The organism is Leptospira terpstrae serovar Hualin str. LT 11-33 = ATCC 700639 (assembly GCF_000332495.1).
Lineage (GTDB): Bacteria > Spirochaetota > Leptospiria > Leptospirales > Leptospiraceae > Leptospira_A > Leptospira_A terpstrae.
The window spans coordinates 31,825-45,712 of the sequence record NZ_AOGW02000010.1 but is presented as its reverse complement, the minus strand read 5'-3'; the positions used below and the strand labels follow the sequence as shown (position 1 = coordinate 45,712).

The 13,888-nt window shown below is 40.1% G+C and carries 13 protein-coding genes; 2 read left to right on the top strand and 11 right to left on the bottom strand.

Going from position 1 to position 13,888, the window contains the following annotated elements:
• The first annotated feature begins 45 nt into the window (after positions 1-45).
• On the top strand, positions 46-1,635 hold the full coding sequence (locus tag LEP1GSC203_RS08620) for a VTT domain-containing protein (protein ID WP_002973920.1): 1,590 nt from the start codon (positions 46-48) through the stop codon (positions 1,633-1,635).
• Between the two features lie 63 nt (positions 1,636-1,698).
• Here the strand turns inward: LEP1GSC203_RS08620 and LEP1GSC203_RS08615 are convergent, their stop codons facing one another.
• The 4 genes from LEP1GSC203_RS08615 to LEP1GSC203_RS08600 form a co-directional block, all read right to left on the bottom strand.
• Positions 1,699-2,100 carry a hypothetical protein gene (locus LEP1GSC203_RS08615; protein ID WP_002973867.1) on the bottom strand — a complete coding sequence of 134 codons (402 nt, stop codon included), beginning with the start codon at positions 2,098-2,100 and terminating at the stop codon, positions 1,699-1,701.
• On the bottom strand, positions 2,097-2,948 hold the full coding sequence (locus tag LEP1GSC203_RS08610; protein ID WP_002974242.1) for an alpha/beta fold hydrolase: 852 nt from the start codon (positions 2,946-2,948) through the stop codon (positions 2,097-2,099). Before LEP1GSC203_RS08610 ends, LEP1GSC203_RS08615 begins: the two co-directional genes overlap by 4 nt.
• Positions 2,945-4,237: an adenylate/guanylate cyclase domain-containing protein gene (locus LEP1GSC203_RS08605; RefSeq protein WP_039937857.1), complete on the bottom strand. Its 1,293-nt coding sequence runs from the start codon at positions 4,235-4,237 to the stop codon at positions 2,945-2,947. Before LEP1GSC203_RS08605 ends, LEP1GSC203_RS08610 begins: the two co-directional genes overlap by 4 nt.
• Positions 4,238-4,355: 118 nt before the next feature.
• Positions 4,356-4,628: a hypothetical protein gene (locus tag LEP1GSC203_RS08600; RefSeq protein WP_002974549.1), complete on the bottom strand. Its 273-nt coding sequence runs from the start codon at positions 4,626-4,628 to the stop codon at positions 4,356-4,358.
• A gap of 69 nt (positions 4,629-4,697) precedes the next feature.
• On the opposite strand from LEP1GSC203_RS08600, the gene LEP1GSC203_RS19440 reads away from it, so the two are divergent.
• Positions 4,698-4,925: a hypothetical protein gene (locus LEP1GSC203_RS19440; RefSeq protein WP_051064155.1), complete on the top strand. Its 228-nt coding sequence runs from the start codon at positions 4,698-4,700 to the stop codon at positions 4,923-4,925.
• Positions 4,926-5,290: 365 nt separating this feature from the next.
• Here LEP1GSC203_RS19440 and LEP1GSC203_RS08595 read toward each other — a convergent pair whose 3' ends face one another.
• From LEP1GSC203_RS08595 to LEP1GSC203_RS08565, 7 genes are all read right to left on the bottom strand, one after another.
• The gene (locus LEP1GSC203_RS08595; RefSeq protein ID WP_002974287.1) at positions 5,291-6,139 is read right to left on the bottom strand and encodes a flagellin N-terminal helical domain-containing protein; all 849 of its coding nucleotides are present in this window, start codon (positions 6,137-6,139) and stop codon (positions 5,291-5,293) included.
• Positions 6,140-6,313: 174 nt separating this feature from the next.
• Positions 6,314-7,159 carry a flagellin N-terminal helical domain-containing protein gene (locus tag LEP1GSC203_RS08590; RefSeq protein ID WP_002973960.1) on the bottom strand — a complete coding sequence of 282 codons (846 nt, stop codon included), beginning with the start codon at positions 7,157-7,159 and terminating at the stop codon, positions 6,314-6,316.
• Positions 7,160-7,490: 331 nt separating this feature from the next.
• The gene (locus LEP1GSC203_RS08585) at positions 7,491-8,321 is read right to left on the bottom strand and encodes an LIC_10740 family protein (RefSeq protein WP_002973900.1); all 831 of its coding nucleotides are present in this window, start codon (positions 8,319-8,321) and stop codon (positions 7,491-7,493) included.
• Entirely contained in the window at positions 8,296-9,291 is a 996-nt protein-coding gene (locus tag LEP1GSC203_RS08580; RefSeq protein ID WP_002974441.1) for an N-acetylmuramoyl-L-alanine amidase family protein, read from the bottom strand. The genes LEP1GSC203_RS08585 and LEP1GSC203_RS08580 overlap by 26 nt, the downstream gene beginning before the upstream one ends.
• 80 nt (positions 9,292-9,371) lie before the next feature.
• Positions 9,372-10,976, bottom strand: a complete 1,605-nt coding sequence (locus LEP1GSC203_RS08575; RefSeq protein ID WP_002974322.1) for a DEAD/DEAH box helicase — start codon at positions 10,974-10,976, stop codon at positions 9,372-9,374.
• Positions 10,977-10,984: 8 nt separating this feature from the next.
• On the bottom strand, positions 10,985-11,788 hold the full coding sequence (locus tag LEP1GSC203_RS08570) for a class I SAM-dependent methyltransferase (protein WP_002973623.1): 804 nt from the start codon (positions 11,786-11,788) through the stop codon (positions 10,985-10,987).
• Positions 11,785-13,887, bottom strand: a complete 2,103-nt coding sequence (locus LEP1GSC203_RS08565; protein WP_002974546.1) for a tetratricopeptide repeat protein — start codon at positions 13,885-13,887, stop codon at positions 11,785-11,787. The genes LEP1GSC203_RS08570 and LEP1GSC203_RS08565 overlap by 4 nt, the downstream gene beginning before the upstream one ends.
• Position 13,888 lies beyond the last annotated feature (1 nt).

The window sequence follows — 13,888 nt, the reverse complement described above, 5'->3', positions numbered from 1 at the left end:
AGTTTTCCATTGACCTAAGTAATATATATCTTTCAGATTCCTTCTGTGACAATCCTTTCGATTTTTTTCTCTACCTTTGTTTCAGAAGACCTAACTTGTATCACCGCAGGAATTCTTGCCAAAGAAGGAAAACTGTCCTTACACTTAGCCATTTTAATCACAGGACTTGGAATTTTTGTAGGTGATTGTTTATTATACTTAGCCGGACTTCTTGTTAGGCGAGGATTGGTGAAATGGAATTTCCTTCTCCAACTTCAGAAAAAATGGGAATCTTCGGAAGCCCTCACTCGTTGGAAATTCCACTACAGAAAGTCGATTTTTCTTTCTCGATTTTTACCAGGGACAAGGCTTCCTCTTTATTTTTGCAGTGGTTTTTTTAAATTTCCGTTTTTACCTTTTCTCTATACCAGTTTCTTTGCCGTAACATTATGGACAACGGGCTTTGTGTTTTTGGTTTATCTCTATGGAAATCTGTTAAGTTTGTATACAAACATTGAACATTCCTTATTTTTTAGTTTCAGTGTTGGCCTTAGTTTTTATCTAGTCTACCGTCTCTTACGGATTGCTATAGATTCCAAGGAACGGGAGAATTTTGTTCTCTTTATCAAAAAACTTACAAAATTAGAATTTTGGCCGGCGACTGTCTTTTACCTACCTCTTCTTCCCTATCTTTTGTATTTAGTGATTCGTTACCGCGGGCTTCGTTACATCACAACCGTGAATCCAGGGATCTTAGCTTCCGGGATAGCCGGAGAATCCAAATCGGAAATTTTAAATCTGATTCCCAATGAGTTTGTTGCTAGTTTTTTACTCTTATCTAAGGAAGAAAAAGATCCTATCAATAAAATTGAAAATTGGATGAACGAAAATCATTTAGAGTTTCCTATCGTCGCCAAACCAGACAAAGGGGAAAGAGGATTTTTAATCAAAAAACTACAGACAAAAGAAGAATGTTCCTCCCTGATCCAATTTTATCCGATCGATTGGCTTTTCCAAGAAAATATAGCGGGTCCATACGAAGTGGGTGTTTTTTATTACCGTGATCCAAAAGAAGTTCAAGGGAAAATTTTCTCCATTACAGATAAGGTTTTTCCAACGATCATTGGTGACGGTGCCACTGTCTTAAAAACACTAATCTCAAATCACCCAAGGTTTCAGTTCCAAAAGGAAACTCATACAAATCACAACAAACATCAGTTAGATAGAATTTTATCCGCTGGAGAAACAATAACGATCGGTGCCATAGGAAATCATATCCAAGGTTGTATGTTTCAAGATGGAAATCACTGGAAATCAAAAGAAATGGAATCCAAACTCATCTCCATCGGCGATTCCATTCCAGGATTTTATTTTGGAAGGTTTGACATTCGGTTTTCCAATCCGGATGAATTTAAGTTAGGTTTAGGTTTTAAAATCTTGGAACTTAACGGTGCCACAAGTGAGTCCACAAATCTTTATGACCCAAAGTTTACTATTTTGGAAAGTTATTCTCTGTTATTTCGGCAATGGAAGATATTATTTCAGATTGGATTTGAAAATTATAAACGTGGAGTTCCACTATATCCTTACAAAGACCTCTACCACTTAGTGCAAAACCATAGAAAATATAGAGAAAACTTCTCTAATCTAGAATAAGACAAAAACTTACAGGTAATCCTACGAAGGATTATGGTCTCACTCATCTAGAATCAAAGTTGTTCAATCAAAATACTCATAGAGATACGGAATTTTTTTTCTTTCGACATACAAAAGATAGGTGGAAAGTGAAAACACAACTAAAGCCAAAATAAAAAGTAACCCATTGTCATTTTGTACCACAATTCCTAAAAAAACAAAATGAGACAAAATAGCACCTAACATCAAATTAAATCCCAAAAAAGCTCCAAACCATACAAACTTGGGAACTAACAAAAACAAAACACAGAAAGTTTCTAAGACGGCAAGTCCATACCTTCCCCATGGTTCCATTCCCAAAACTGAAAAAATAAATTTGGATTCTTCGGAACCAGAAAACTTAAAGTACAAAGTTTGCCCTATGATAACCGCTGCAACCAACCTGGCCGCGTGAAATAGTAAGGATCCCATTTCTGGTAATTTCATTGATTACCCTCCGATAGAATGATTTTTTTGATCTCTTGAAAACTAGTCCAAGGAATGAAATGGTTTTCGTCTTCTAAGATTTGAATCCTATGATTTAAAGTTGGTTTCCATTTCGTAAAGTAATAAACATTCTTCGGAGAAACCAGACTGTCATTTTCCCCATGGATAGAAATGATTTCAAAAGTTTGATTTCCTAATTGCGTAGTGAGCCGTTCCAAATCTGATTTTAATGTATACATCTCTTCATTGCTATGGACCCAGGAATTCGGAAGGATCCATTGTACAAATCCAAAATTTGCCAATCTGTTGTACCAATACAACTCCTCTAAACTAGGATCGATAGGGCTAGATAATAACAGACACTTCCAAACGATGGAAATGGATGGATCTTTTTCCATTGCAAAAACAAAAGATACTGGCCCTCCATAAGAATGCCCCACAACAATCCCTTTGGCAAAAGTTAAGGATTCTTTTTTTAAAAAACGAATGAGCGCTGAATGGATCGCACGAGCTTGGATAAAGATATCGGGAACAGAAACCTCATTCATTGATTGTCCAAAACCCAATCGATCAGGAACTAAAATACAAAACTGATTTTGTAAGTCTTTGTCATTTAGATAAGATAAAAAGTCAGAAGAAGAACCTGGGGATCCATGAATAAAAACCAAAAGATTCTTTTTGTTTTTGCAATCATTAGCTAAAAAATGAATTTCTGATTTTTCCAATAACAGAGTATGACTTTTTACCTCTTCCCCACCTTCTATAGAATCATGAAAACAGAACAGAAAGAAAAATAAGAAAAGAGGCAGTAGGTAAACTGGAATTTCATTTCTAAATGTACGTTTCATTCAACTTCGTCGCTACTCGCAAACAAAGCGCCTGACTCATAAAGACGTTTAAAAAGTGCATTGGGTTGTTTGGGATTTATTACATCTGCATATTCTGGTAAAAAGCCTTTGACTAAATACATTTCAATATCTGCTTTGTTTTTGATAGAAACAAAACCCCGAGACTCACATTCGAAATAGGACTTTACTTCTGCATAAACTTGGGATGAAACATTCACCTCACCTGTCACACCAGAACTCTCCAGGCGACTGGCAGTGTTAACCGTATCTCCCCAAACATCATAGGCAAATTTATCAGTTCCGACTACCCCCGCCACTAATGGACCCACATGAATGCCTAGACGAATTTCCCAAAACTCTCTTCCTCGTAAGGCATGAATTTCTTTTTGTTCTGCCATATAAGACTGAAACGAAAGACCACATAACACTGAATCAACGGAATTGGTATGGTTTTCTGCCGGAATTCCACCCACAGCCATATAGGCATCACCAATCGTTTTGATTTTTTCCAATCGGTAAGTTTTACACAAACGATCGAACTCACGAAAAATTGTATCCAATTCACCAACGAGTTCTTCTGCATTCATCTTCTCTGCAATTTTTGTAAACCCTGCCATATCGCAAAAAAGCACTGAAGCAGATTCGTAACGTTTAGGAATGACTCGGGCTTCTCTTTTTAACTCATCCGCAATGGATTCAGGAAGAATGTTTAAAAGTAATGTTTCCGATTTTTTTCTTTCTACATTTAGGTTTCTACTCAATATAAAAATAAGAATTCCAGTGAGGATTTGTACAAAAAGATAATTGCCACCGGCATCAATATAACGATCCAAATCCGTTTCATAAGTTGTCACCCAATCACGATGGTAAAATTCGAGAACATACAAGGTAGCAGAGAGTAAAATATAAATAGAATAAACTATAAACACATTATGATTTCGAATGAGGATCAGAGCAATGACAAGTGCGGGGATGAGATAATAATGATTTCCTCCGAGAGAACCTCCGTTAAAAAACCACATTGCAGAAAGGTAAAAGAGAATGGTCAAATTAAATGGCCAATACAAAGAAAAATAGATACTCTTCACTCGGCTTAAATAATACATCGCAAGCATAAGAAGGCCAGAGCCCACATTGAGTGCGGTAAGAATCATATAGTTTTCTAGATAAAGAACTCCAAAAACTCCTAGTAAATTGAGAAGCCCATTGACTAGAGAAACAGTATTAAATAGTCGATGTTCGAGGGAGTGTTTTTTCGGATCTCCGAGAAAGAGGTATATCCATTTCATTGTAATTGGTAAGTTTACCTTTCGAAACGAAGTGGATTCAACCATTTTTCTAGGTGGGAAAGTATGAAACTACCTTTACTTTAAATCTGAAACAAAGGTAGTTCCTAAGTAAAATGAATTAAAATCCAATAAAATTGACTTCTTCTAATTTACATTCATTTCCCTGCAATGCAGATATACCATTGGAATCAATTGATGCGGACATTCTTGAAAATGGTTTATTACAATAAGAAATCTCTTGTAAGGAAGTAAAACTTGAAGTAGTGAGAGAAGATTGAAATACAGAAATTGTTGTTAAGGATTGTTTACATTTTTCTAACGATTCTTTCGTATAGTATTTATCATCTTCAATCCCTGACGCTTTTTCCAAAATAGTAGGTGAAAGGGCCAATGCTAAATGGAACTGCTACTAGTGCTTGAAGAACCAAATGACGAACTTGTAGCCAAAGGTTGAATTCAAATGTATGCTGCGTTTGTATATTTTATTGAAAGACAATTTGTTGCCGATACAGAAGCAGAACTTACCGTTGCGGTTGTTTCTGTAGGACAAATGAAACTTGTGCTGGAAGCGGAACTTAATGAAGAAAGTAAGGTCGGAAACGAAGCCAAACTCAAGTTACTGTTCAAATCTGCAATCTGTTTTTTTTTGCATCTTTTCCTTTCACGCCCATTGGGGAGTAAATATTAGAACAACCGACAGAACCTATAACAAAGACTGCTAATATAATAAACTTTTTCATAACACCTTCACTTTTAAATTAAGTTTGATTCGAACAAAACAGCTGTAATACGTCAATTAATTCCCGTTATATTAATTTTTTCACCAATTAACAACTATTTACAAAATAACCTACCTCTATTTAAAATTGATTTAACAATTAGTTTTGACCAATCAGTATAGGGAAAAGCATTACAAGGTTTGGATAAATCTAAATTCGATATAGACAGTGTGAATTGGTTAGCAATTTGTCCCTAAAAACAAAAAAGCCCCTCCCCGAAGTATCCTTCGAGAAGAGGCAACCGTCTTTAAGGCAACTCTTGCCTTACTACAACTTAAGTGTTATTCAAAAGTCGTAATACAGAATTTGGCCGAAGACTGGCTTGCGCTAACATTGCCGTACCGCTTTGCACGAGAATTTGTTTCGTCGTGAGCGCTACCATCTCTTCCGCCATATCTGCGTCCCTAATCCTTGATTCGGATGCTTGCATATTTTCGTATGCACCCATGAGGCCTTTCGCAGTACTTTCGAGCCTATTTTGATAAGCTCCCATATCTGCTCTCTGCTTCATGATCTTGTTCAAGGCGAAGTCCGCTTTAGCAATCGCTTCATCAGCCTTTCCAGGTGTAGAGAGAGCAATTTTTACTGCTCCTTCAGACATCTTTAAAGCTTTCGAAGTCATAGTTCCAATGTAGAAACGCTCTCTTTGCCTTGCGTTTGCTCCCATGTGAAACCACATCGATGCCTTCGTTGACTTTCGAGCGAAGTCTCCTTCAAACAGTTTCATTTTATTGAACTCTGCTTGAGAAGCGATTCGATCGATCTCATCCACCAGCGCAGATACTTCTACCTGCACGAGCTGCCTGTCCTCAGGTGTGTAGATTCCGTTCGATGTCTGGATCGCTAAGGTCCGGATTCGTTGGATGATTTCAGCCGACTGGTCGAGGAAACCCTCTGCAGTCTGGATGAAACTTAGTCCATCTTCCGTATTCCTTTCGGCCTGACGTAAACCACGAATTTGAGTTCGTAGTTTTTCCGAAACAGCAAGACCAGAAGCATCGTCACCGGCAAGGTTAATCCTTTGCCCAGTGGAGAGGTTCCTCATGGTCTTATCTACATCCCATTGTGTAAACTTGAGAGCACGATGTGATTGAATCGCACTCATGTTGTGATTGATAATCATTGGCCTACACTCCTTTGTGTATAACCAAGAACGGTATATGTTTCGTTCTTAGCCGGACAATCCCTGTCCGGTGTCAAGGATGAGCTTTCATATTGCCACCTGGCAGGGGAAAGCCGGCTGATTATCTAATTACAACTCTTCAGTTACACTAACCACTCACTTCGTTAACTTTTGTTAACGGAGGAGAGAAAGAACTCCTTGTGGACGAACATTCGCCTGAGCTAACATAGCAGTTCCAGATTGAACTAAAATCTGGTTCTTTGTGAAAGCCACAGTTTCTTCTGCCATATCCGCATCACGGATCCTAGACTCGGAGGCTTGGGTATTCTCATAAGCGTTCATGAGCCCTTTTGCAGCATGCTCAAGACGGTTAAAGTAAGCACCTAAGTTTGCTCTTTGTTTGCTAATGCGTGTTAACGCTGCATCCAAAGTTCCGATCGCATCGTTTGACTTGTCAGCTGTTGACAAAGACAAGAGATCTCCACTTTGAGCTTTAAGATTAAGTGCACGTGCAGTCATTGTTGCAATGAACACTCTTTCTCTTTGGTGTTGGTTTGGTCCCAAATGGAACCACATGGAGGTTGCTCTTGATCCACGAGCAAAATCACCTTGAAGCAAATTCATTTTATTGAATTCTGCTTGAGAAGCAATTCTATCCACTTCGTCGATAAGTTGTGAAACTTCGACTTGGATCATTTGTCTATCTTCGTCAGTATAAATACCGTTAGACGACTGAATTGCAAGAGTTCGAATTCTTTGAATGATATCATTCGACTCTTGCAAAAACCCTTCCGTTGTTTGGATCAGGCTCATACCGTCTTCGGTATTTCTCTCTGCTTGTCTAAGACCATTCACCTGCGTTCTCATCTTTTCCGAAACGGCGAGTCCGGATGCATCATCACCTGCTCGGTTGATTCGCATACCAGAGGATAGTTTCTCCATATTTTTGGAGACTTCCTCGTTTTGGAACTTGAGGACGCGATGTGAATTGATCGCGGCTAAATTGTGGTTTATGATCATTTGGTTTCCTCCTTGAAACTTGATCTGGCAAACGAGAGAATCCCTTCTCTCGCTTTTTTTTGTGTCTGGCTTTCAGGCCCCATTGGTGCCTAAAATCTCTATTTGTTCCCTTTGTATGTCGGTGATCGGATAAAAGAAATTAATTCGAAGAAATGGCGGTGTTTTTGGAGTTTTTTAAGATTATTTGGGTTTTTATGGAAGATTTTGGTGACTTTAGCACTTTATTTTTTTTAAAAAAAAGTTCTAATTTCTCCAATACGAAGATCGGCAAATTCCCATTTTCCATAAGCGAATTTTGAAAAATGGGAGAAAATGTGGGGGGAACCCCTATTTAGGGGCGGCTAGCGAGAGGAGAGAGAGTTTCCCAGTGGTAAACCGCATTGGCTTCGCCGGAAAATTTATGTTCAATGGTTTTTAGATCTTTGAAGTTTTCAAATAGACTTGCGTTTAACGCTCGCAAGGTGGACTCCATCGCGAGGATCCTACGTTTGTTCAGAACTTCTTCCGGTTCTTTGGGTCCAGTATCTGTACCACCGGTATAATAGGTGATTGTATCTACCGGTGCATTTGGATTTTCTTCTTCGGCATCGGCATCCGCTTCATCAGATTTGGTACGTGGCAGTCTATATTTTTCCATAACATCTTGTAAATGAGCCACGTTCCAATCGATAACTAGTTTATTGCCTTTTTCGACAAACCAGGTTTGTTTCAATGCAAAACGTATGTCCAAAAGTTTTTTAGGAGAAAATAACTTTCCATCTTTTGCCAAAGCTTCCACAGAATCAAAGTAAGGCGGGGATCCCACTTCTCCCACAAGTTGGTAAATAAAGGCTCCTGTTTCTTCCTGTTTCAATACCTTTCTGTGGATGGGGATTTGTTCCCCTTCTCCATTCGAAATAAAAATGACCACAGGTTCTCTATGATCTAGGGAAGGATAAGAATACAGTTGGAAAGGAACAAGAAGACGAAAGGGATTTTGTTCTGCTAAAATAAAAAAACTAAAAAAGATTAGAAGAGAAAACCATGAGGCAAACAAAAAGATAAAGTCCCTGGTTAGTTTGGTTTCTCCTGTTCCGATTTTGTAAAATCGAATGATGAGGACTTTTAAGATTTGGGTAAGGGAACGAAGTTGTTCTTTAATCTTTTGAAGATGCGTATTCATGAATTCCTTTGATGACACTGCGTGCAATTTTCTTTTGGTAGTTTTTATCCCGCAGTCGCTTGCTTTCCTCAGGGTTCGTCAGATACCCCATTTCCACAAGTACCGCAGGCATAAGGCTTCCTCGCAAGACGGAAAAATCTGCCTTTTTCACCCCCCGCGAAGGGATGTCGGGACTTAAACCCTTTTCATACTCTTCCGCCACAGCAGTTGCCAATTTCCGAGATCGCCTTTGGGTGACACTGGACAGCATCTGGGATTGGATCTGAGAGACAACCGGGTTCTTGTGTTTTCCCACATAGCGGTTCTCCAAAATGGCAGTTTCCCGAGCGGCTTCTGTACTCGGACTTTGGGAAAGGTAATACACTTCAAAACCAGCTGCTTTGTCAGAAAGGGAAGCATTGCAATGAAAACTGAGGAAAACCACATCCCGAGTGTCATTCAAAACTTGGTTTGCCTGCTTGGAACGATCTTCCAATTCCACAAACTGATCGTTTTTACGAATCATCTGCACTCGAATTTCTGGATAGTATTTGCGTAGGTAGAGATAAGTATAACGGGCCACACCAAGGCTCACGTCCTTTTCGAAGTAACCAGTAGAATCGGAAGTGCCAGGGTCTTTTCCTCCGTGACCGGCATCAATTACAATCGCTTTTACATTGAGACTCCGTTTGGGCACAGGTTCTTTCGGAACAAGGACCCAAAGTTCTGTTTCTTTGAACTGATAACGCAAATCGTAGGAGATAAGATTGAGAAACACGGCTTCGACAAGATCCAGAGGAAGGTATACATCCTCTTCCTTTTTTAAGATGGCCTTAGGGATTTTGTAAATTTTGCCATCTAACGTATAAAAGCTGGAACCAAGTCGGAACTGCAGGTTCCCTTGTGGGGTGAATATAGACCCAACTCTTGTGAATTTTTTTAATTTGGTGGAAAGTTCAGGTAGAATGGATTTGAGATCGGAGAATGCCACGTAGTTCCCCTTCCCGTAGAGCGGAAGTTTTGCAACTTCCGCAGATACAAGATGGGGGAAAAAACAAAAACAAAAGAGAACTAATCTTTTTTGAAGAGAGAAAGAATTCGCTGCCAAATCGATTGTTTCTGTTTTTTAGATTTTTTAATTTCGTTGATATCGAAGAGATTTCGTCTTGGATCATTCTTTTGGTTTTTATGTCCTGACTGGTTCTTCTTGTTTGGATGTTTGCCTTTCCCCTCTTTAGGATGGTGTCCATGTTTCATTTCATGGTGGGTCATCTTGGCCGGGTGTTTGTGGTCCTCGTCACCGCGTGAGGGGTGCGGATGTCCTTGTGGATGGGCCATCTTGGCTGGTGGGTGGTGTTTGTCGCCTTTTCCCTTCCCACGACCCCGATCACCCGAACGGTCGCCTCTATCCCCTCTGGGATCTCCTCCACGCGAAGGTTTCTGGCCCCGACCCCCGCGGTCTCCTCGAGATTCCCTTTCTTGGTATTTTTTCTCACCAGGAATGGTCTCTTCTGGAAAGGCAGGTGTGAACTCACCCTTAGGAAATTCCAAATACTCTTCGCGAATCTCAGAAGTAGGAATTTTAGAATTCAAATACTTTTCAATTCGTTCGAGTTCTGTATAATCTGTTTCTGAACAAAAACCAATGGATTGGCCTTTCCTTCCGGCTCGCGCTGTCCTTCCAATTCGGTGCACATAGTTTTCTGCATCTTGGGGAAGGTCATAATTATAGACTACATCAATGTTTTCAATATCGATCCCACGGGAAGCCACATCGGTCGCAATTAAGTATTTGTATTTTCCTGCTTTAAAGTCCCGAAGGAGCCTGATTCGTTTTTTTTGGTCGAGTTCCGAAGAAAGACCAGTCGCTGTGATTCCAAACCGACGAAGGGCCGAAACAATTTTGGGAATGTTCATTTTGTAGTTAGTAAAAATGATTCCCAGTCCCTCGATAGGATAGTTTAACAAAGAATTTACGAGGTAAGGAAGTTTTTCTTCTCTTCCCAAATGAAGTAAAGACTGATCAATCCGTTCTGTAATGACTTTTTCTGGATTGATATGAACTTCGATGGGATCATTCAAATACTTACTGGCAAGTCTTACCACTTCGTAACTTAAGGTAGCACTAAATAACAAAGACTGTTTTCTGTTTTTACATTTGTGAAAGATGTATTTGAGATCTTGGACAAATCCCATATCGAACATTCTGTCCGCTTCATCTAAAATCACTACCTTTACATTTTCTAAAGAAAGGCCATGATTTTTGACAAAGTCAATGAGCCTACCAGGAGTTGCAACGATGATGCAAGCTTTGTTGCCGAGTGCCTGTTCTTGGGACTTGTAATCGGTTCCACCAATGATGGTGGCCACACCGAAGTCAGTGAATTCCAAAAGTTTTTTGGCTTCTTCTGCGATTTGTATGGTCAGTTCTCTTGTGGGTGCAAGGACAAGGGCATAAGGCAATGCCTCTTCCTCTTCGGCCGACAAAAGTCTGTGGAGTGTAGGAAGTAAGAAAGCCATAGTCTTTCCAGTTCCAGTTTGAGCAAGGCCAGTGAGGTCGTTTCCTTCCATCGCGAATGGAATGGACTTGGCTTGGATGGGTGTGAGTTCTGTGTAGCCGATTTTATCTAAGGCTTTCTTTAGAGACTCATGAAAGGGTAATTCGTTAAATTTCATAATGGATTTCAGTGTTTTAATTTTCTGGCGGTTAGTTCGATGGTATCACCATAAGCAAATGAGTTTGCATACAGTCGATACAGCCATTCGGGGAGTTTGCCACGAGGACTTAAGTCCCGGTAGGAGTGATACGACATTGGTCTAACATAGTTCACCTCGAAGCCGAGGATTGACAAGAGTTTTTTCAAAGAGTGGACAGAGTAGTCAAAAAAGTGGTCAGAAGGATGGGTCGCAAACCAGTTCTTTGGATTCGTTTGGAAACTAGGCCCAAAACTGGAAGGAAGAGCCAAATAGAGGAACCCTCCGGGCTTTAGCCAAGAAGTAAGCCTTTCCCAAATCCCATCAATGTCTTCGATATGTTCGACGACAAAAAATGCTGCGACCACGTTATACCTCTCTTTCCACTCATTCACAGTAAAAGAGAGAACTGACTTCTTTTCTACATCGAGGGAAAGAACAGACCTTGCATATTCTACTTCTTTGGGAGAGAGTTCGAGCCCCCGGGTCTGGTAACCGGCAAGTTTGGCTTCATCCAAAAAAAAACCAGCCGCAGAACCAATCTCTAATAAGGAAGAAATTGGTGCCAAAGCCCCTACTTTTTCCAAAACAGATAACCTACGTTTTGCCATCAAGCGAAGGTTAGGTTCATCCTCGTAATAGGATTTTTTGTATTGGTTACTGTATTCTTCCATAAAGTAACTATCCCCATACTCCCGTGTTTTGGCCGGAAGGTAGCGCAAAACACCAGTATGACGACACTCTTCATAAAATTCAGGGAATTGTTTATGAGGGGAAAAATGAAATAAACTCAAAAATACGTTCTCTTTCTGGATTCGAGGGACTTCTCATATTGGGCACGCGCTGCCCTTTTGTTTTCATAGGCTTCCGTGAGACTTGGATTTAGGTCAATGGCTGTTTGGAAACTGGAAAGTGCCCGTTTAAATTCTCCATTTTTGAAAAAACAAACTCCCAAATAGTTATGTGCTTTGGAAGAAATGGTGGGTGTTACATCAGAACGAGTGATGACCGTTAGTTCTTCTATTGCTTTTTCTCTGTCCACAAGAGAACCTGAATCAATGAGAATTTTAGAAAGTACAAGTTTTGATTCCATATCTTCTGGATCGATATGGGTGGCACGAAAGGCTTCTTCTTTGGCACGTTTCGAAAGCCCAGAGTTACCACTACTCGCATAACTTAAAGCGAGTTTTCTATGTGCCAGTTTGATTTCTTTGGGATCTTTCGAGTTTTCCAAAACATAAACTAACACCTTTTCTGCGGCAGGATAGTTTTTGGTTTGGATGTACACATCAGCAAGTTTTAATCTGGCTTCATAAAGTTCTGGTTTCCAAGCAATGGCTTCTTCGTATTCTGCGATGGCTTCTGAATAAAATCGATTTTCCAAATAGTAGTCTGCTATGGCAAGCCTGGACGCTACATGGTTCGGATCTAGAGCTTGGGATTTACGTAGAGACTCAATCGCCATCGTAGGTTTTCCCGCATGCAAATAGGAAAGACCTAAATTGTAATACGCCGATTGGTTTTTGGGATTCAAAGCAAGTGCCCCTTCAAAGGCAGTAATACTTTCAGAATACCTTTCCATCTCATCCAAAATGATTCCGAGATTTACATAAGCAGTTTCCGAATAGGTATCTCCAGGCGTTAGGTGGATGATCCGACGAAATAAACCTTCTGCCTCTACAAGTTCCCCTTTTTTATAATACAGTTCTGCTAATGCAAATAGGGAATCTACATCCGAAGGTTTTAGTAACAATGCTTTTTTTAAGGCAGTGATGGCCATATTGGTTTGGCCCATAGAAAGAAAGGCATCGGCAATGTAACGGTAAACCTCTGGTTCATTGGCATTGGAATCTAAAGCTTTTTGGAAGTATTTGGCAGCTTCTTCCGGTACTTTTTTCTTTAAATACACCAAACCTAAGTTATAGTAAGATTTAGCGTCGTTTGTTTTCAAACGAATCACTTCTCGAAAATAATACTCGGCCCGGTCGTAGTCTTCTCTTTGGTAAAAGATAGTTCCGAGGTGGCCATAGGACAAAACGGCCGTTTGAGAATTCGGAGCTGTTTGCACTACCTTTTGGAACTCGGAAATGGCTTCTGCGATATTTCCTTGTTTTAGGTAACTAATCGCTAGGTTGTAAGTGAGAGTGACATCTGTTGGCGCAAGGGATTGCCCTTCTTTGTATGCTTCAATGGCACTGGCAGGATCTCCAATCTCTTGGAATAAATTCCCTTGTAACAATGAAACTCGGTAGTCATTGGGTGCAATCTCTTTGGCTCTCTGGGCAGCACGCCTTGCTTCGTCAAACTTACCGGCATGTTTAAAAGCAAGTGATAGATTATAATAGGCAAAATAGTTTTTGGAATCGTATTGGATGGCTTTTTCCAATCGTTCAATGGAATTGATATAACGACCAGCTTCATCATACATCACACCAAGCACAGTCAGTGCGATGGATTTATCCTCGTCACTGCCAGGTGAATTGAGGAATTCTTCACAAACAGTTCCCACTCGGTTCACGTACCGGTTGTGGTAAGCATTGAGGCAAGCAGCAAGCTTAGGATTAACAGAATCATCAGGAAGATAAGGTTTATCTACAAGAAGGTCAAGGGCCTTTTTATCTCGCGGAAGGTTGTTTAATGCTTTAGCGATTTCTTCTGGATTCTTTTTTTTCTCTAAATACCACCAGTAGGCGGCAGTTAAAAATCCAAGGACAAGGAATACGAGTAGGCTCCAAAAAAGAAAAGATAGGACGGGACGGCGTGCCGTAGTCTCTGATTCATACGTAGTTTCTTTTTCTTTCCCCAGGTTCCGTAAGTATGGATCTTCCTGGTAATAACTTGGCTGTGAGGATTGTTCCTCAATGCGAAACCGGTTTTTTTGGATGGGATCCATT